The sequence below is a fragment of the Anaerorhabdus furcosa genome, assembly GCF_900167375.1.
Classification (GTDB): Bacteria; Bacillota_I; Bacilli_A; order Erysipelotrichales; family Erysipelotrichaceae; genus Anaerorhabdus; species Anaerorhabdus furcosa.
On sequence record NZ_FUWY01000001.1, the window covers coordinates 577621 to 597278 of the forward strand.

Genomic DNA, 19658 nt, shown 5'->3' on the forward strand with positions numbered 1-19658 from the left:
TTCAAAACATATGCTTCTTACTACAATGTATCAATTCCTAAGAATTGTTTTGCTAGCAATCCAATGACGAATGAAATTGCTGCAACAGATAATGAAATGATTGCCATTTCTAAGAATCTCTTAACAAATGGTTCATCTTTAGCAACAGATATATAATAGTTAAAAAATAAAATGATAAAGAGTACAGTCGCAATCATACATGCAAAAGCTGTACCATACATTTCAGATGGTAATAATAGATATGGTAATACCATTAATCCTACCGCAACAATGTAAGCTACTCCAGTATAAAAACTTGATTTGATCGCATTCTCATTTCCATTCGCTCTTTCTGCTAGATAATTGGATGCAGCCATTGAAAGGGTTGCAGAAATTCCAGTTATTATTCCTGTCATCGCAACTAATTTTGTATCTTGTAGCGCAAATGTAACACCCGCAATTGCTCCTGTTAATTCCACAAGTGCATCATTCAATCCTAAAACCATTGCGCCTACATAGTGAAGTCTTTCTTCATCCAACATGGCATATAATTCTTTTTCATGTCGTCTTTCATCTTCTACAATTCTTGCAGTATGTTCAAACTCTTTCGCAAGTAAATCATATCCTTCTATTGTAAGTTGTTCATTCCTTTGCATTTTTTTAACCATAAAAGTAAACCCTAATAAAATTGTTACTAGTTTCATAAACCCAATCTTTATTGGATTTGGTTTTATCTTTTCATTTGATATTGATTCCCATACTTTCGCATGCATCTTTTCATCACTCGACATTTTTTCTAGTATTGCTTTGTTTTTTTCATCTTTTTGTCTTTTTGCCATAAAAGCATACATTAATACGCCTTCTTCTTCATCCAACTGAGATGACTTTACCAGCTTCATTACTTCATTATTAATTGATGTCATTTTCTTCCTCCTTATTAGTACGTGGTATCATTATACCTTTTTCTATCTTTTCATACAAATCATATACTACTTCGTGTATGATATCTATTAGAGTTTGGAGGAATACTGAATGGACTATACATTAGATGACTACAATGCTGCAATTTACGCTATTACTTCATCATTAAACAAAAGTCAAAAAGCAATTACCAAATTAAAAGAAACCACTTTTCAGTATCGCTTACTTGAACAGGGAATCAAGTCATATCATATGGCACTAAATTTGATTCAACACGAACTTGAACAGTCCAGTATTGATTTCTATTCCTCTGAAGAACTAGATCGTGCTATTGATTTTTATTCTACATCGATACAAAGAGTAGAAAAGGTGATGCCTAAGTTTAATGTTGGCACATCGCAACATACTTTAGGCATTCGAAGAATTAAAGCTTTTGAAATTGCTCTTGAATTAATAAACCAAATAAAAAATCTCACTGATTAAAAATTAGTGAGATTTTATTATACTTCAATTACTTTCTAGAAACGCATCATCATTTCTACATGAACTGTAAATACAGATGCTACTTGCATATAACACAATAATGCACCCACAATAATTCCTGGAATGTATGGATTGTTACAAAATTTGAAGATTCTTCGAAGTACGATGACTGCTACTGGGAACACTGGAATAGCATTAATCATATATGTGAATGTAAATGGTGCACCAAATATATTAGCTTGTACACCTGTTTTGTTGAAAATCCAATACCCAATAACTGTAATAGCTAAAGCTGGAATCATATTCATAATTGCAAAGAATAGATCATTTGCCCATGTTGGTTCTTTACCAATTTTTGAATAATAAGCTGAATTAAGTGCAATACTCACTGCTAATCCAAAAATCAAATAGAATGGTAAATATGTAAAGAATAAGTAATAGTTTTCTAATCGCATATCACGAATTCCCCATAGATAATAACGTAGATCCATTTGGAAAACATACCCAGCAATATAAACCACTGTCAATGTACTTAATACTGCAATAATTGCTAAAAGAATAGATTTAAGAATATCTTTTATCGGAATGATTAAACCCCAATCTTTTAAACTTTGTCCTTGTTTCTTTCCATATAAGAAATAAGAACCAAATGAAGTAATCAACATAAATATTCCATTTGCACATGCCCACAAAGCGTAAATATTGGTTGTTTGTTGTGGTAATATCATCGTTCTAAAGAACCCATATCCATTCGCAAAAATGAGTGAAACACTTATAAACGCGAAGGCACAGTTAGCGATTGTTAAAATCCAAAAACATATTTTACCCTGTTTGTTTGGTGCTGGTCTTAATTGTTTGTTATCTTCTGCTTTTAAGCTTGCAAAGAATTTAGTTTTAACTAATGTTGCAACCGTAAATATACAAATTGCTAATGCTCCAAACAATGCTGTTAAAGAAAGAGCGCTATAAAACTTCCAAATTTGAAGAGTTCCCACGATATAATGCGGTGCTTCAAAAGTATCTTGGAAGAAATCTACTGACGCTGCTAATGCACCACTTCCCCCTTGTGGATGGGGATGAATTTCTTCCGCTTTATTGATAATACGAATTACTTCTTTACCATCAATTACTGTCTTATAAGTATGTCCTACTCTTACTTGTTCATCTTTTGGATTACTTGCTCCAAATTGAACAAATGATTTTGCTTCATTCGATGTTAAATATTGTTGCGCATTCATTGGTGCACCATTTTCATCTTTTGTAGCAAAATAAACATGATCATATAGTGTGTAATACAACCCTACACTACGATCACCATATAAATTGTCAAATTCACCTTCTGCATTTCTATACAATGGGTCGCTAGAAACTAAGTAAACTGCCGAAACTAAGTGATTTCCTGCTGCATCATCCGCAATTACACTACTGTTTGCTGCATTTCCTCCCATTGAATGTCCTGCTACACCAATTTGGTTTAAATCTACATAATCTAAAGTATCTAAATAACGTACTGCTGCATAAGATCCATCCGCCTCTGAATTTGGATCCATAAAGAAAGTTTCATACGAAGTAATATCTGAACCACCATGATTAAGCATATCAGGTGTGATTACCACAAACCCTCTTCTTGCTAATTCCAAGGCATATTGTGCATAGCACTCTTTTGTTGTCCCTAATCCATGAGTGAATACAACTGCCGGAGCTTTTGATGTACTTGTAGCTGTTTTAGGACTATAAACACGAATGCTTACATTATCACCAGACAATGTTTGAACTGTTGTAGTTTCAATCTTAACTTTTCCAAAGTCACTTAAGATTAAATTCGCACCAATAAGGCACAATAACGTAACTACAATCGAGATAATAAGTCCTTTTTTAGCTGTAAAATTTATTTTTTTCATTTCCTACCTCCTCATACTTGAATCATATAGTGAAGCGCTTTCATTTTCCTTGTCAATTTTGTTGTATTTATATGACAAATATGCTGTACTTCTATATACATGTCTTATAATATAGGTAAGGAGGTATTTTATGGATTACGAATTTATTCAATATTCTGACATCTCTTGTGTCAAATTATTTATTGTGGATATCAATTTTCGTTCAAGTCATTTACACCCTGAAATTGAGTGTCTTTATATTCTAAAGGGAGAATTAAACATAATTATCGGTGGCAAGACCTCCCACTACAAACCAAGAGATCTTATTATTGTAAACTCTAATGAAGCTCATGAATTAGTTGCTACATCAGAAACTGTTACAATCGCAATTCTTCAATTATCTTTGTCTTTCTTTGATTCATATTATTCAAAAATTCATCAAACTGTATTTAGACATTACAATGTCAATTTAAAAGATCATAAAATTGTTGAACTAACTTTCCTTCATTTAGCTTATATTTACTTTACGACTCCCCCTTACTATGAAGTTCGAATTGCAGGATATATAAATATTCTTTTTAATTATTTTCTTTTGCATTTTTCTAGTTATCAATTATCATCATCAAAATACAATGACTTACAATTACGCAATAAACGTTTAAAAAGAATCGTTCATTACATTGAATCTAACTTCGCAAACAAAATTACGCTTCAAGAACTTGCAAAAAGCGAAAATCTTTCTACTTCTTTTTTATCTCACTTTATAAGTGAGAATTTACAACATAATTTTCAAGATTACTTGACGATAACAAGATTAAATCACGCTAAAATATTGATTCAAACAACCTCATTATCTATGTTGGATATTTCTTTGCTCTGTGGATTTTCTGATTATCGTTACATGACTAAGGCTTTTCGTTTATATTGTGATTGCACACCTAATCAATATCGTTCTCTTCAAAAAACAACACTTCTTAATCACCCAAATCGAAAATCAGATGAATATTTTTTAACCTTACCTGAATGCAGTCGCTTAGTTGAAGATACTCTAAATCTACTTGGATTCAACAAAGACTTTATGTATTAGAAAAGAGTTTGTTTTAAAAACAAACTCTTTTGATAAAACTTGAATTATTGATAAACTGTAGAATCAACGATTAAAAGTTAAATTCTTCTTCCCAATTAAAATCACCACTGCTTTCTACATTTTCTGGCCAATGTTTACTCCACTTTGGTGAGGTTACTTCTTCAACTCGATCCAAGCTGGGGATGTATGGTTTTATATCAAGTAGAGGAGTATTATCATTTGCATCAATATAAGTTAATCCAACAATCCCTTTCTCTCTATCAACATATGTTATACAACTACAAGACAAGGCAATTGGATTTGGTCTTTGTGGAGAACGTGTTGCGAAAATACCTAATTTTTCTGGTCCTTTGTGATATGGCTTTTCTTCAACTAAATTATTTCTATCTGTTATGTTATCACTCTTTGAAAACCACCACATAACGTTAATGTACTTGTAATCCTCAATGCCAATTAAGGCATCTCTAAATTCTTCTTTTACTTTTAAATAGAATCCCTCTTCATTGGCATGAATTACACCGATTTGATTCATTACAAAATTTTTATTCATCGTTTTCTCCTTTAATTTTGTGTTTTACGGCGCCGTAATCCCAGTATAGCATTTCAAAATTACACTACAAGACAGAAAAAAAAGAATATCAATAATTACTGATATTCTTTTAGTTAGCATAAATTTTCGCTTATTTAATTAAGCTTTCATCCCAACCCTCAGGTGCTTTAAATCCTAATAATTCAACAACTGTTGCTGCAACATTACTTAATCCAAAATGTCCTTCTTTTAATTGTACATCACTATTGTATACAATAAATGGTACTGGATTTAGTGTATGAGCTGTTTTTGGTTTAGGTGCATCTTCTGGATTTTTTCTCTTTTCATACATTTCATCAGCGTTCCCATGGTCAGCTGTAACTAATAAAGTATATCCTGCTTTATCACAAGCATTCATAATTCTCTTTAACATTAAGTCAACTGATTCAACACCAATCAATGTAGCTTCATAGTTTCCTGTATGTCCAACCATGTCTCCATTTGGATAGTTAACACGTAAGAAATCATATTCTTTTGATGTAATTGCATCAACAAGTAAATCAGTGATTTCAGCTGCTTTCATCCAAGGTCTTTGTTCAAATGGTATAACATCACTTGGTACTTCAACCCAAGTTTCTAATTTGTCATCGAATTTTTCTGAACGATTTCCATTCCAGAAATAAGTTACATGACCAAATTTTTGTGTTTCACTAATTGCATATGATTTAACACCTTGTTTTACAAGGAATTCACTCATTGTATTTGTAATATGTGGTGGAGCTACTAAGAATTTGTTAGGTATCTTTAAGTCTCCATCATATTGAAGCATTCCAGCGTAGAATACTTTAGGGAAACGTACACGATCAAACTCAGTAAAGTTTTCATTCCCAAATGCTTTAGAGATTTCAATTGCACGGTCACCACGGAAGTTATAAAGAATAACGCTATCGCCATCTTCAATTGTTCCTACTGGTTTACCATTTTCTTCAATAACAAATCCTGGTAAATCTTGGTCAGATACACCAAGTTCTTTACGATAAGTTTCAATTGCTTCTTTCATTGAAGCAAATTTTCTTCCTTCTCCAAGAACATGGATATGCCATCCTTCTTCAACCATTTTCCAGTTTGCTTCATAACGGTCCATTGTAATTTTCATACGTCCACCACCTGAAGCAACTTTAATGTCAAAGTTTTCATCATTTAATTCATGAATCAAGTTTTCAATTTGATCTACATACTGTAGTGCACTTGTTTCAGGAACATCACGACCATCCAATAATGCATGGATACGTACTTTCTTTACTCCATCTGCTTTTGCTTGTTTAAGCATAGCTTCTAAATGTGCGATATTTGAGTGAACATTTCCATCAGATAATAATCCTAAGAAATGCAAAGTTCCACTCTTACAAGAATCAAGTGCTTCTTTCCAAGTTTCTGATTTGAAAATTGCTCCTGTTTCAATACTTTCATTTACAAGTTTTGCCCCTTGGCTATATACTTGGCCACAACCTAATGCATTGTGCCCAACTTCAGAGTTACCCATATCATCATCACTAGGCAATCCTACTGCAAGCCCATGAGCTTTAATTTGAATATTTGGACATGTTTTGATAAGTGTATCTAATTGTGGTTTGTAAGCATGCATAACTGCATTACCGTTGTCTTTTTCAGTACATCCGATACCATCCATAACCACTAATACTACTGGTTTTTTATTCATAAATCCTTCCTCTACTTTCATGTATTAGTTTAGCACGATTTGTTTGTTTTTTCACTAGAATAGCATTAATTAAAACAAATCGTATCGCTATTTTTTACTACTTTGCTATTAATCAATTTATTTTCACAATATAAGCCTTTTAGACAGAAAAGAGCCTACAATTGAGGCTCCCTTGGTGCTTGCACATACAATATATGATTTGAAATTGTTTGATAGATCTTTTTTAAGTCAGCTGTATGAATTACCATACTTTGAGTTGGAGATCCTGCAGAACAAATAAGTTTCTCATGATTGAAAATCTCGGCATCCACAATAAAAACGACATCTGCATCATATCCAAAATTTGTAGCACAACCTACTTTGTATCCTGTTTTTTCTTCTAACTCTTCAGCTGAAGTAATTGATAATTTTTCACCTGTTACTTCTTTTAAGAATGCTCGATTAAATCGTATACCCTCTTCAGTTATAAACACATAATATGTGCCATTTTTATCTTTAAGGAATAAGTTCTTGCTTTCTGTCCCTTCAAGATTGTATTCTTCATCAACCTTTTTAGCAATTTCATAATTTGTCATTGGTTCATGTTCAACATATTGATACTGAATTCCTAGATCATCCATAATCTTTAATAAATCATATTTCATCTTATTCACCTCAATGTATATATTATAACATTGAAAACTTTTATCTGACTTACTTTTGCCTTTTCTTAACATTCATTTTGACTATATTTTACAAGCCTTGTTTTTATTTTAGTGTTAGAATATGACCAATCAGTGAGGTGCTCATTATGGAAAATGAATCAAGAATTGTAATTTATGATGAACAACTAAAAATAGAAGCTTATATCTTACAAGGCATTGTTCAACCTTTTCCTAATCATTTTCATGAATTTTATGTAATTGGTTTGATGGACCAAGGACAACGATATCTTAAATGCAAGAATTCAGAATATGCCTTAAAGAAAAATGATATGATTATTTTCAATCCAAATGATAACCATGGATGTGCACAACTTGGAGATGAACTCTTAACTTATTACGGACTAAATGTTCCAAAAGATGTTTTACTTAAACTCGTTGAAGAAATTACAGGAGAGCGATCTCTACCAGTCTTCTTTACCAATGTCATTCAAGATGATGAGGCTATCGCAATTTACCGTCCTTTGCATCATATGATAATGGAAAGAACTACAGAGTTTGAAAAAGAAGAACACTTATTTTTACTTATCTCTCATTTATTACAAAACTACAATCAACAATTTGATACTACTTCAGTTAATTGTGATAATGAAATCGAAAAAGCGTGTCGTTATATAGAAGACAATTACAATCAACACTTATCTTTAGATGAAATCTGTAAAACTGTTGGACTTAGTAAATCATCATTACTTCGAGGATTTACCAAATCAAAAGGAGTTACACCTTATCGCTACTTGGAAACGATTCGCATAAGTAAAGCTAGAAAATATTTAGAAGAGGGCCTTCTTCCAATCGAAGTAGCACATTTAACTGGATTCTCTGATCAAAGTCATTTCACAAATTATTTTAGTCAATTCATTGGTCTATCTCCAGGAATTTACCGTGATATATTTAATCACAAGGATCTACCTGATGAGTAAGAACAATTACTTTGGATTGCTTTATATTCTAATTGGAATTATTTATATCTTTCTTAATAAAAATATTTATACGCTTAATGTAAATTCAATCGGTGCAATTCTACTCTTTGTATTTGGTTTATGTATCTACAATAAAAATAATTTAAATGATTAAAAAAACAGAAGATTTTTCTTCTGTTTATTCTGTTGCAGCTTTTTTTAGTTTTAAGAAGATAAGTACAATCCCTACACCAAGAATAATATGGCCGATTCCTGCTATCCCTGAAATTGCAGCACTCATTCCTGAAGATAGTGGTGTATTTAATACTTCTGTAATTCCACGCACTAACATCATCACTACCATCCAACATAAACCCACATTGTAAGTAATAAGTGCTTTATTAAATCCTTTTTGGTTTTGAACTTTTGTACGATCACAATATAATCCTAAAATAAGAAAGAAAATTGTTCCCAGTACAAGTAAATGCACATGCATCTTGCCTAGTGACGTTACTCCTACAAAACCATTTAATTTTGTAAATTCGCGATAGAATACACCTGCAACCATCGCAACAATACTATAAATAAAAGCTAGATTAATCATTTTTTTCATTTTTATTTACCACCCTTCTTCATATCTTGATATCCAATCCATACTGTCCATACATAAGCACAAGTCTTTGGAATCATCAACATTCCTACTAAAGGTATTGTATCTGCAAACAAGACTACTGGGATATAGAACGCAAAACTCAAGACAATTGTAAGATACATATATTTAAATGATGTATCATGATGTTCTTTAGCACTCTTATAAAATAAGACAATTATCAATAACCCCATTAGTGCAAAAGGAATATTACGATAGATTCCCCAGCTTAATGGTGCAGCTGCACTAGTCCACATGTTTTGTGGGAAAAGACACAAAGCTATACGTGCGATTGCTAAAACATAAATACTAATTGTTAATCCATTTTTGCCTTCAACTTTATAACGCAAACGCCATACATAATAAAGTAAAATGTAGAAAACTGTCATTGTGATTGAAGTAATGAATTTACCTATACCCAATGCTACTGTAAAACTCTCTAAACCTGTTGTACATAAAGCTAATGCTCTTGGAACTAAATGAAATGAATCACCTAAACCAAGTGTAATTGCCATAATTCCGAATAATTTTGTTTCTTTACTTTTTCCTTTTAGAACCATGATGATTCCAAGGGTCACAACTGTAACTAAATAGACTACATCAAACCCTGTTTCCATAATTGCTTGCATACATTTTCCTCCTAATTCATTGCATGAATCATTTTAAATAAGACATCTGTACTTCGCTTGTTGGTAATACAATCAATCAAACTCCATACAACATAGTCTATAAATTCTTTTTCGTTTATATTCTGACTTTTTAAAGATTTACACAATCTCTCTTCTTTTTGTAAGGAGAATAAAATTCCTCTTTGCATATGTACAAAATATTCACTCATTTGTTTTTTACCAGCTTGGACTTCTTTACCACTGAAGTATTGGTTGTGTTTTGATAAGAAATCTGGAAATTCTCTTATTCCTTTTCTTATACAAGTTTCAAACCATGCTAAAACTTCAAAGAAACTACTATTCTCATAATCACACACTTGATTATGAAAAACTTTTCTCCAAATCATTTCTACCGTTTCTACAAGTAATTCTTGTTTTGATGGAAAGTAGTTATAAATAGTTCCTACAGAAACATTACACTGACTGGCAAGACAACGAATACTTAGTTCTTTAAATCCTTTAGTCTTTACTAAGTCAATTGCTTCAAGTAGAATGTCTTCTTTTGATTCTAGTTTCTTATACATCTTATCCCTCCAAACTGAACACTGTTCATTTTAAACCTATATTACTCAATTGTCAATAATCATTATCAATAAGTTATTTATATACCTAAATAAACTAAAAGAAGATATATACTTATATCCTCTTTTACTTATTATCTTAATGTAAAATCAATTGCTTTTTGAATATCTTCGATTGGCCACTCATCTTTATCTTTAATGTTTACACAACCAACTTTTGTTTGAATTTTAGGATTTCTTTCTCCTATAATCTTTGTTGCTCCATATCGACCAAAATGAATTGAGATATAGTTCTTCACGCTTGCTAGTGCAACATAATTATCTCCTGTTTTAAATGTTGGATAATTCCATTTTGGCGATAAACTACAACTTTCTTCTACATGTGGGTACTTTGTTCTTATGTAATCGACCACTTCTTCAAGTCGGTTTTTTCTAATACCTTTAAGTGATTCTAGGTAATGATCAACTGTATGCATACTATTCCTTAATTTCTCTAAATCTCATCATAGACCAATTATCATTTAGAGCTACCATTGCGCAAGGTTCTATGCCATCTTTGTTTGAGTGTCGATATAAAATATCACGATTTACATCATATTTAATTTTACCCTTTGATTTTGGATAGTTTATCCACAAAATTCCTGTTGAATTTAGCTTTGATAACGCTGATTTAATCTTTGCATCATACTCTTGTAAACTTGATACAAACATAATGACATAGTCTGCTTTTCCTGTTTTGATTAGTTTTATAGATGAGTGATCTGTAACTAGTTCAAAAAACTCTTGTGGTGCATTTATGCATATCATTGAAGCATCATCTTTTAAATGCATTTTTTTGAATATTGTATTTTCCATAGATTTGCCTTCCTATACAATATTCTTATATCATGGCCAATCTCTATACTCAATTAATATGATTTATTAGCTTTTACAAAACTAATCACTAAAGCTACAATTGAAATAATCACTAAGAATAGTACTGGCTCAATGGTTATGTTGGATGAATTCATTAATTGAAATCCCCATGTCCCAGGCAATACTTTGTTTATTACTGTAATTGCATTGGGTAACATAGTTTCAGGAATCATGATTCCTGATAACATGACAGTTGGTAGAAAAACACATTGTCCAAGCATTGTTGCCTTTGAATTTTCTTTTACAAATACACCAATTAATGTTGCTATACTTAAACTTGAAATTAAGAATAATATAAGACCTACCCAATATGCACCCGATGTTGGTAATGTGGCTCTAAAAATAATTGGGGCTGAGAATGTGATGATGCAACACATAATAAAGATGTGTAAAAATGCAGATAAGAAATTTGTAATAATTACTGAAGACAACGGAATATTCCCTGTAATATATGATTTCTTTATATCTGATGCAAAGACATCGATAAGTGGAGATGGACTTCCTAGAATTGTACCCATTGTTCCTCCGAAAACAACCATGGATGGAATCAGTGTTTCTTCCATACCTGGCATAATATTCATAAAGATACCACTCATGAATAAGTAGAAAACTAATGGTACCAAATAATAAACTGTGATAATTTCTTTATCTCTAAAATTTAATTTCCATTGTAATCCAATGCTATATAATAGTCCACTCATGCGTTTTTCTCCTTGGCGATAGCCATAAATTGTTGTTCTAGTGTAGGCAAGTCAATTTTTATATCTCTTATTGAATTTCCTTGTTTATTTGTTTCAATGCAAATTTCTTCGATAGCGGTTGTAATGTTATTTGTTTCAAATACATAATAATGATGATCTTCATCTGTGTATTTACTCTTAAGTAAATTCGAACTAATAAACTCTTTCTCGAATTTAACTTTTATATTTAATTTTTTTTGAACTATTTTTGATAATTCTTGTGGTACACCAATAAATGCAATCTCACCATCTTTCAAAATTGCGATACGATCACATAAGTCTTCCACCTCAGCCATGTCATGACTCGCTAGTAAGATGGTTTTCCCTTGCTTTTTCAAATTACGAATTTCTTCGTGCAAAGCAATTCTTCCTTCTACATCCAAGCCCGCTGTTGGCTCATCCAAGATAACAATATCCGGATTCCCTAATAAAGCGATTGCAAGGTGAAGTCTTCTTTTTTGTCCAGTTGAACAATCTTTGTATTGTTTCTTTTTAAATTCCAATACACCTAGATTTTCAACACTTTTCATATCGATTTGTACTTTATTCCATTTTGCGAAAAATTCAATTGCTTCTAAGCATTGAATGTTCTTTGGCAAAGAGGAAACTTGTAGCTGGACACCTAATTTACCATTAACAAAGATTTCCCCTTCGTTATATTTAGTAATACCTTCTAAACAACTCAATGTTGTCGTTTTTCCTGCGCCATTTACTCCTAACAATCCAAATATTTCTCCCTTATTTACAGTAAATGAAATTCCATGCAAAATTTCATTTTTGCCATAACTTTTCTTTAATTGTTTAACTTCAACTATATTATTCATTTTCCTTATCCTCCTGTGGAAATGACGCTCCTTGTTTTGCAAAGTAAGCTTCTAATGCTTTCCCTATAAATTCATCAATCTGTTCTTGTTTTTCAGCTATTTCTGGATTCCAGATTTGTTTATTATCGTTAAATTCCATTAATTTTGGTAAAAGTGACATATCCCCCTTGGTGAAATCCATAATCATTGCCCACCATCTACCTGCTAATTCAATTGCTTGGTCACTTGTATTTGAAATATTCATCTTTTTCATTTCAAGTGTTTCTTCCAATACCTTTTTATAGAAAAGGAACAACTCTTCACCCTTTTTAAAATCATTTTGAAGCGTTTCTCTTAAATGATCTATGACTGTATCATCCATAGCTTTAATTACCCAATACTCTTTGCTATTCAATCTGATTAATTCTATGATTGTGGCATATTTATCAAAATTAACATCTTGCATTTGAATTACTTCATCCTTAAATGTTTTAAGTGATTTTAGTGCTTTTGATAGGTTATTGATTTGCATTTCCATGATACTTTCTTGTTGACTTAATGCTTCCACAACCTCTTCTGTTGTATCAAACTTGAAGATTTTTTCTTTGATATCATCTAGCGAAAATCCTAGATATTTAAATGATAATATTTGATTCAATTTAACAATATCCTTTGATGAGTATAGTCTTCTACCACCTTCACTCATCTTTGATGGACATAATATTCCCTCTTTATCATAATATTGCAACGTTCTTACCGTAACATTCATAATTTTTGATAATTCCCCAACTGTTAAGTATTCTTTTTTACTCATTGTCATCACCTCATACTTTGAGTATAAAACATTACGTAACGTAACAAGCAAGCAAAAATTAAAAGTTTTTTCATTTTCATAATAAAAAGTGGATTTCTCCACTTAATTGCTTTTCATTAATTCAAATGTTTTAACTTCTGTATAAGGATTACACTGAACAATACTTAGTTTTTCACAAGTGACTCTACCTGCTTCAAACAATTCTACTAATTTAGCTAATCCTTCTTTTGCCTTGGTATCTGTTATATTAATTGTAATATGGGGCATCCACTTAAATGGTCTAAAATATCCATTATCCCCTGGTGTTGCAATTTCATGTAAATAATCAAAGAAAGCTTCACATGAGTCTTGTAAGAATTCATTTAATTGAGGTGCAACAAAAAGTACATTAGGTTTAAAAGTACCTACAACTCCCACATAGATTTGTTGACTCACGATATTTTTAAGAGCACTTTCTACTAAATCGATCAATACTTCTTCATTTTCAGTCTCAAAACACCCAACCACAATATGTGGTGGAATCTTATTATCCAACATCATTGTATTTCCTGTAACAGCTGCAACTTCCTTAATATATCGATTTAATTTCTCTTCTGATTCACAATCAAATGTATAGCATAATGCATATTCCATAATTTATTCCTCACTAGAAATTTATTATAACATAACCCATTTCAAGTATTCATTGGCTTTCTATATTTTTATATCTTTTATTCTATTTCATAGAGTATGCTATGATAATTACAAAAGGGATGGAACTGGAAATGCTTAATGAAAAGAAAATGATGGATTTAATTCTTACCCTAGCTTCTTTGCGTGACGATGTTCGTCTTGTTTATATGAATGGCTCTAGAGTAAATCCAATGATCAAAAAAGATAAATACCAAGATTATGATCTTGTTTTTGGTGTTACTACCACCGAATATTTCCTTCAGCATCAAGACTGGATTAAACTGTTTGGTGAAGTCTGTATGATTCAAGAACCAGATTATATTGATTGTAAAACTGGACTAAAGGAGAATGCAGATTTTTCTAAATCCTATACTTGGTTAATTTTATATAAAGATGGAAATCGAATTGATTTGCATATTGAGCTTGTGAGTGAATCCAAAAAAAATATACACAACTCCAGTTTAACTAAAATTTTGTTGGATAAAGATCACTGTCTTGATTCTATTCCACCTTCCTCTGACATTGACTATCACATACATAAGCCTTCCCAAGAATTATTTGATGCTTGTTCAAATGAATTTTGGTGGTGTCTAAATAATGTTGCGAAGGGATTGGCGAGAAATGAAATACCTTATGCACTGTCAATGTTTCATGTTTATGTAAGAGAAGTATTTCACCAAATGATTGATTGGCATATTGGTTGCCAAACTAATTTTTCTATTTCTAGTGGGAAGATGGGTAAATTTTATAAGAATTTCCTAAGTCCTTCAGATTACAAAAAATACCTAGCTACCTATTCAGATGCTTCAATTGAAAACATATGGACAGCTGTTTTTACTTGTTGTAGCCTCTTTAGTGACTATGCACTACAAGTATCCAATCAGTTGAACTTTAGGTATAACCTAAATGATGAAAACAATATGTTAGAATACTTAAGAAAGTGTCGTGATGATAAATAAAGGACTTTGCAATTAATGCAAAATCCTTTTTCATTTATTTATCTTTTGATGGCAAGTAATAAATCTTTTCTCCATCTTTTGTCATCATATAGTTACCACGTGCATAACTTTGAACATAATTTGGATCAGCTAATTTATCTCGTTGAGATACCAGATATTCATTTTCATCTTTTACTGTTTCTAGTTTTACTTTAACTTCTTTCAGTTGTTTTTGTAGTGCGATGGTTGTTCCAATTTCTTCTACTACACCATAAATTAACCAACCTGAAAAGAGAATGACCGCTATACACAATAGTTTTGTAAGAGGACGTAATGTTCTTTTTGGTTTTTTGCGTTTGACTACTTTTCTTCGAACAGTTTGTTGTGTCATTACCTTTCTCCTTTCTTCGGATACCTCTATTATAGTGATTGATTACTTTCTTCGCAAGTTGTATCCTCTAACCATTTTTCATCGACAACTTCATACATCATCGGTGCATCTGCTTTTTTAGTAAAGTTAGTCGTTTCTAAAATCTTTACTGTCATTTGTCTTTGTCCAAAAGTAATCGTTACGACATCACCAACTTTTACATCATAGGATGGTTTTACTAACTTCCCATTGACTTCAATTCTTTGATGAAGTGCTAATTCTTTTGACACTGTTCTTCGTTTTAATATGCGAGATACTTTTAAATATTTATCAATTCTCATTTTTCTTTGCCTCTTTACTTCGAATCAGTACTTCGATTGCTAGTTTCAAACCATCATTTACTTTCGGTAATCTTACAATGATTTTTTGATCTGTATAGCGTAAAGTGATATCTTTTGAAATTGTAGTAAAAATTTCAAATAACTTTACTCCATCCACATGTGCACTAAACATTTGTGAAAATACGATTTCGATTTGCCCTTTTACTTCTCTATACTTTTCAACATCTTCTGAATTTATTAAAATCTCAAGACGTTTTTTCTCAAATAAAACTTTTACTGATTTTGGAAGTTGTCCAAATTCATCTAAGATTTTATCTTCATAAATTTCAAGTTCTTCTTCCGTTTCAATTGCATCAATTTTTTGATACATACTGATTTTATCAAAATCATCAGGTGCAAATATTTCAGGAATATAACTATCAACCGATATATTTGGTTTGACTGTTTCTTTTCTTTCTTTCTTTTTAATTCCTTTTTTCTCTTGAATTGCTTCTTCTAGCATTTCTATATACATATCAATACCTACTGTATCAATAAAGCCAGATTGTTCTGGTCCAAGTAAATCTCCTGCACCACGTATCGTTAAATCTCGCATCGCAATTTTATAACCACTACCTAATTGTGCAAAATCTTTAATTGCTTGTAGTCGCTTTGATGCAATTTCAGATAGTTGTTTTTTGCTTGGTATCATCAGGTAAGCATAGGCTAAGCGATTTGATCTCCCTACCCTTCCCTTTATTTGATAAAGTTGAGATAACCCAAAGTTTTCTGCGTGCTCAACTAAAATAGTATTTGCATTTGGAATATCAATTCCTGTTTCGATGATTGTGGTACAGACAAGGACATTGGTCTCTCCACTTGTAAATCCTAACATAACATCTTCAATCTCTTCTTTACCCATTTGTCCATGAGCTACCGCTACTTTAGCATCCGGTATTAATTCCTGTATCTTTCTTGCAGTATGATAAATTTCTTCTACATTGTTATGAAGATAAAAAGCTTGTCCATCTCGAGCTAATTCTCTTTCAATTACTTCTTTTATTAAAGAAAAATTCTTTTCTACCACATACGTTTGTACCGATATTCGATTGTTTGGTGGTGTTTCAAGTTGAGACAATTGTCTTATACCAATTAAAGACATTTGAAGAGTTCTTGGTATTGGTGTTGCCGATAAAGATAATACATCAACTGATTCTTTTAACTCTTTTATCTTTTCCTTATGCTCTACTCCAAAGCGTTGTTCCTCATCAATAATAAGTAGTCCCAAATCTTTGAACTTAATATCCTTACCTAATAAACGATGGGTTCCAATGAGGATGTCTACTTTACCTTCTTTACACCCTTGTATTACTTCTCTTTGTTTTCCAGGTGATACAAAGCGATTCATTAACTCAATGTTTACAGGATAATTCCTAAATCGCTTTGTGAATGTTTTTGCGTGTTGTCTTGCGAGGATTGTTGTTGGGCATAAAAACGCTACTTGCTTATCTTCACTTACTGCTTTGAATGCAGCACGTATTGCCACTTCTGTCTTTCCAAAGCCAACATCACCACACAATAATCGATCCATTGGTTTTGGTTTCATCATATCTTGCTTTACTTCATTAATCGCTATTTGTTGATCTTGTGTTAATTCATATTCAAAATCATTTTCAAATTCTTTTTGATAAATACTATCTTCGCCATATGCATAGCCAATATGTTCTTCACGATGTGAATAAAGTTGAATTAATCGTTCCGCAATGTTATTTACATTTTCTTTTAGTTTTGCTTTTGTTGTAGTCCATTCATTTGAACCTAATTTATGTAATTTGGGTACAACACCTTCTCTTGAGACAAATTTACGTACTAATCTAAATTGTTCTAAAGGCACAAGTAATACATCGTTTCCTTTATAAACTACTTTTAGAAAATCTTTATGAACTCCTAAAATATCTTTTGTTTCAAGACCCATGTATTGCCCAACACCATGTTGATTGTGTACAACATAATCTCCTGGTTTTAAATCTTGATAACTTTTCAATACCTCAGCATTTTTAAATTTGTTTGTAAATTTTGATTGTGTTCTTCTTGTCTCGAATAATTCAGCTGAAGTAATGACAATCAAGTTTTCAAATCCTGCTTCAAACCCTTCATAAATTGATGCAAATGTGATATTAATTCCTAACCCTGCAGGCTCATTTTCTTGAAGAAAATGATATTCCACACCCTGTTCAATACAAGCATCCATTACTTGTTTAATTTCAGAATCTCTTAAACAGAAATAATAGCGTTTGTGTTCAATATGTTTTTTTAGTAATCCAATTTGAACTGACATGGATTCTTTTGGTAAATTTACTTCTTGAATTCTAGATGTATTATCATCGAATCGATCAACATTTTGAATAGTATATAAGTCAAGAATACGATTAAAATCATGCATTACACTAAATTTTGGTAACACCTTATTTTCTTGTACCATTTCTTGAAGATAGCTTGTATTCTCTTCCAGTGCATGGTGTAATACTTCATTGCATTCTTCCACTGTCGATACAATCACACTTGGATGATCCACGTACTCTAATAAATGACTCGTTTTATCTAAGAAACTCATGTATGTATATAAACTATGATCTTGTATATGATTTTGTAGATATTGTAAATCCATTTCTACCTTACCTCTTAATTGATCATTATGTAATGAATCAAGAAGTACGGTTACCTTTTGAGTAATTAGTTTTACATCCTCATCACTGAATAAAATATCTGTTGCAGGAATACAAGTAACTTCATTTATATTTTCTACAGTGCGTTGTGTTTCGATATCAAAGTAACAAAGTCGTTCAATTTCTGTATCAAAAAATTCAATACGTACAGGCATTGGGTTATTCATTGAATAGAAATCTAAGACGCCCCCTCTTGATGCAAAGCATAAGGGTGTATCAATATGTGATACTTGAGAATAACCACTTTGAATTAGTTTTCGTTTTAATTCATCCATGGTAATCGTTTGACCTATTTTTAAATGAATACAACTATCTTTAAATAAGGTTGGACTTGGTAACTGCCTTACACATGCCGAAGCATGAGTAATCACAATTCGATTTGGATTATCTAAAAGTAGCGAAAGTGCTTCTACTTTGTTAGCCATGTTTTCAGGACTTGCTGCTATTGCTTCTACTCGAAGAGATTCTTCAACGCTAAAAATGACACATTGCTCTTGAGGGAGGAGGGTGCTTAATCTCTCATAAAGGCGTTGTGCCGAATATAAATTCTTTTCTATAACTACGATGGGTCTTGGTTTTTTTTGATAGCTACTCGCTAAGATGAGTGCTTCTTGAATAAAAGAGGTAAATGTTATTGGTGATAATCCATTGGTACAATCAAGAACTGCCGGATTACTTTCTAATTCTTTTAATAACCATGATTTCATGATTTGTTATGTCGATTCATTACTTCACTAAATTCATGATTTATACTCATGTAGGCAGCCTCTGCCGCTTTTTGAAGTGAAGCTTCGTAATCTTGTCTACTTTCTTTTGGAATCTTACCTAACACATAGTCTACAACTGGAATTAATGGATTTTTATCAATTCCCACTCTTATTCTTTGTATTTCTTGCGTATGCAAGTGATTCATAATACTTTGCATACCCTTTTGTCCACCAGAACTACCTTGCGTCCTTAATCTTAATTTTCCTATTGGTAAATCCAAATCATCATGAATAACCAAAATATCTTTTGGATCAATCTTATAGAAATTAACAGCTTGGATAACTGCCTCTCCAGAAGCATTCATGTAAGTTTGTGGTTTCATTAGAATCACTTGTTCACTTCCAACACGAACTTGTGCAACTAGAGCATTAAACTTCTTTTGATCAATAGAAGTGTGACAAAGCTTTGCGAGTTCGTCCATCACATCAAAACCAGCGTTGTGACGTGTGTGTTCATATTCTTTTCCAGGATTACCTAGTCCTACAATTAATTTCATTGTCATCCTCCTTCTATGCTCAATTATTTTATCACGACTTGTACAAAATACCAAAGAAA

The 19658-nt window shown here is 31.8% G+C and carries 23 protein-coding genes; 5 read left to right on the top strand and 18 right to left on the bottom strand.

Annotation, left to right across the window (positions count from 1 at the left end; genetic code table 11):
• Nucleotides 1–20: 20 nt before the first annotated feature.
• Nucleotides 21–902, bottom strand: a complete 882-nt coding sequence (locus B5D14_RS02880) for a VIT1/CCC1 transporter family protein (protein WP_078711073.1) — start codon at nucleotides 900–902, stop codon at nucleotides 21–23.
• A gap of 109 nt (nucleotides 903–1011) precedes the next feature.
• Between B5D14_RS02880 and B5D14_RS12210 the strand changes: the two genes are divergently transcribed.
• Nucleotides 1012–1383: a hypothetical protein gene (locus tag B5D14_RS12210; protein WP_200804741.1), complete on the top strand. Its 372-nt coding sequence runs from the start codon at nucleotides 1012–1014 to the stop codon at nucleotides 1381–1383.
• Between the two features lie 35 nt (nucleotides 1384–1418).
• On the opposite strand, the gene B5D14_RS02890 is transcribed toward B5D14_RS12210, so the two are convergent.
• Nucleotides 1419–3284: an alpha/beta hydrolase gene (locus B5D14_RS02890; protein WP_078711074.1), complete on the bottom strand. Its 1866-nt coding sequence runs from the start codon at nucleotides 3282–3284 to the stop codon at nucleotides 1419–1421.
• A 130-nt stretch (nucleotides 3285–3414) separates the two neighbouring features.
• On the opposite strand from B5D14_RS02890, the gene B5D14_RS02895 reads away from it, so the two are divergent.
• Nucleotides 3415–4350, top strand: a complete 936-nt coding sequence (locus B5D14_RS02895) for an AraC family transcriptional regulator (RefSeq protein WP_078711075.1) — start codon at nucleotides 3415–3417, stop codon at nucleotides 4348–4350.
• A 70-nt stretch (nucleotides 4351–4420) separates the two neighbouring features.
• On the opposite strand, the gene B5D14_RS02900 is transcribed toward B5D14_RS02895, so the two are convergent.
• The 3 genes from B5D14_RS02900 to B5D14_RS02910 form a co-directional block, all read right to left on the bottom strand.
• The gene (locus B5D14_RS02900) at nucleotides 4421–4900 is read right to left on the bottom strand and encodes an SAM-dependent methyltransferase (RefSeq protein ID WP_078711076.1); all 480 of its coding nucleotides are present in this window, start codon (nucleotides 4898–4900) and stop codon (nucleotides 4421–4423) included.
• A gap of 130 nt (nucleotides 4901–5030) precedes the next feature.
• Nucleotides 5031–6599, bottom strand: a complete 1569-nt coding sequence (gene gpmI, locus B5D14_RS02905) for a 2,3-bisphosphoglycerate-independent phosphoglycerate mutase (RefSeq protein ID WP_078711077.1) — start codon at nucleotides 6597–6599, stop codon at nucleotides 5031–5033.
• A gap of 155 nt (nucleotides 6600–6754) precedes the next feature.
• On the bottom strand, nucleotides 6755–7243 hold the full coding sequence (locus tag B5D14_RS02910) for a YbaK/EbsC family protein (RefSeq protein ID WP_159443703.1): 489 nt from the start codon (nucleotides 7241–7243) through the stop codon (nucleotides 6755–6757).
• Nucleotides 7244–7389: 146 nt separating this feature from the next.
• Between B5D14_RS02910 and B5D14_RS02915 the strand changes: the two genes are divergently transcribed.
• Together B5D14_RS02915 and B5D14_RS12115 are read left to right on the top strand one after the other, a co-directional pair.
• Entirely contained in the window at nucleotides 7390–8220 is an 831-nt protein-coding gene (locus B5D14_RS02915; protein WP_078711079.1) for a helix-turn-helix domain-containing protein, read from the top strand.
• On the top strand, nucleotides 8213–8374 hold the full coding sequence (locus tag B5D14_RS12115) for a hypothetical protein (protein ID WP_159443704.1): 162 nt from the start codon (nucleotides 8213–8215) through the stop codon (nucleotides 8372–8374). Before B5D14_RS02915 ends, B5D14_RS12115 begins: the two co-directional genes overlap by 8 nt.
• Before the next feature lie 24 nt (nucleotides 8375–8398).
• Here B5D14_RS12115 and B5D14_RS02920 read toward each other — a convergent pair whose 3' ends face one another.
• From B5D14_RS02920 to B5D14_RS02960, 9 genes are all read right to left on the bottom strand, one after another.
• Nucleotides 8399–8812, bottom strand: a complete 414-nt coding sequence (locus B5D14_RS02920; RefSeq protein ID WP_078711080.1) for a DUF2871 domain-containing protein — start codon at nucleotides 8810–8812, stop codon at nucleotides 8399–8401.
• Between the two features lie 2 nt (nucleotides 8813–8814).
• Nucleotides 8815–9477 (bottom strand): hypothetical protein, encoded by a 663-nt coding sequence (locus B5D14_RS02925; RefSeq protein ID WP_078711081.1) that lies wholly within the window; start codon nucleotides 9475–9477, stop codon nucleotides 8815–8817.
• Between the two features lie 11 nt (nucleotides 9478–9488).
• Complete coding sequence (locus B5D14_RS02930) at nucleotides 9489–10040, bottom strand: TetR/AcrR family transcriptional regulator (RefSeq protein WP_078711082.1); 552 nt, start codon at nucleotides 10038–10040, stop codon at nucleotides 9489–9491.
• Between the two features lie 131 nt (nucleotides 10041–10171).
• A complete protein-coding gene (locus B5D14_RS02935) occupies nucleotides 10172–10513 on the bottom strand; it encodes a DUF1801 domain-containing protein (RefSeq protein WP_078711083.1) in 342 nt (113 codons plus the stop codon).
• A 1-nt stretch (nucleotide 10514) separates the two neighbouring features.
• Nucleotides 10515–10892 carry a hypothetical protein gene (locus tag B5D14_RS02940; protein ID WP_078711084.1) on the bottom strand — a complete coding sequence of 126 codons (378 nt, stop codon included), beginning with the start codon at nucleotides 10890–10892 and terminating at the stop codon, nucleotides 10515–10517.
• Between the two features lie 53 nt (nucleotides 10893–10945).
• Entirely contained in the window at nucleotides 10946–11653 is a 708-nt protein-coding gene (locus tag B5D14_RS02945) for an ABC transporter permease (protein ID WP_078711085.1), read from the bottom strand.
• Complete coding sequence (locus B5D14_RS02950; RefSeq protein ID WP_078711086.1) at nucleotides 11650–12516, bottom strand: ABC transporter ATP-binding protein; 867 nt, start codon at nucleotides 12514–12516, stop codon at nucleotides 11650–11652. The genes B5D14_RS02945 and B5D14_RS02950 overlap by 4 nt, the downstream gene beginning before the upstream one ends.
• The gene (locus B5D14_RS02955; RefSeq protein ID WP_078711087.1) at nucleotides 12509–13309 is read right to left on the bottom strand and encodes a MerR family transcriptional regulator; all 801 of its coding nucleotides are present in this window, start codon (nucleotides 13307–13309) and stop codon (nucleotides 12509–12511) included. The genes B5D14_RS02950 and B5D14_RS02955 overlap by 8 nt, the downstream gene beginning before the upstream one ends.
• 102 nt (nucleotides 13310–13411) lie before the next feature.
• Nucleotides 13412–13942 (bottom strand): 2'-5' RNA ligase family protein, encoded by a 531-nt coding sequence (locus B5D14_RS02960; RefSeq protein ID WP_078711088.1) that lies wholly within the window; start codon nucleotides 13940–13942, stop codon nucleotides 13412–13414.
• A 101-nt stretch (nucleotides 13943–14043) separates the two neighbouring features.
• Between B5D14_RS02960 and B5D14_RS02965 the strand changes: the two genes are divergently transcribed.
• The gene (locus tag B5D14_RS02965; RefSeq protein ID WP_200804742.1) at nucleotides 14044–14940 is read left to right on the top strand and encodes an aminoglycoside 6-adenylyltransferase; all 897 of its coding nucleotides are present in this window, start codon (nucleotides 14044–14046) and stop codon (nucleotides 14938–14940) included.
• Between the two features lie 34 nt (nucleotides 14941–14974).
• Here the strand turns inward: B5D14_RS02965 and B5D14_RS02970 are convergent, their stop codons facing one another.
• The 4 genes from B5D14_RS02970 to pth are packed head-to-tail and all read right to left on the bottom strand — an operon-like array spanning nucleotide 14975 to nucleotide 19599.
• Complete coding sequence (locus B5D14_RS02970; protein ID WP_078711089.1) at nucleotides 14975–15310, bottom strand: FtsB family cell division protein; 336 nt, start codon at nucleotides 15308–15310, stop codon at nucleotides 14975–14977.
• A 29-nt stretch (nucleotides 15311–15339) separates the two neighbouring features.
• Nucleotides 15340–15630 (bottom strand): RNA-binding S4 domain-containing protein, encoded by a 291-nt coding sequence (locus B5D14_RS02975; protein WP_078711090.1) that lies wholly within the window; start codon nucleotides 15628–15630, stop codon nucleotides 15340–15342.
• Nucleotides 15620–19042, bottom strand: a complete 3423-nt coding sequence (mfd, locus tag B5D14_RS02980) for a transcription-repair coupling factor (RefSeq protein ID WP_078711091.1) — start codon at nucleotides 19040–19042, stop codon at nucleotides 15620–15622. Before mfd ends, B5D14_RS02975 begins: the two co-directional genes overlap by 11 nt.
• Nucleotides 19039–19599, bottom strand: a complete 561-nt coding sequence (gene pth / locus B5D14_RS02985) for an aminoacyl-tRNA hydrolase (RefSeq protein WP_078711092.1) — start codon at nucleotides 19597–19599, stop codon at nucleotides 19039–19041. The genes mfd and pth overlap by 4 nt, the downstream gene beginning before the upstream one ends.
• Between the last annotated feature and the right edge of the window lie 59 nt (nucleotides 19600–19658).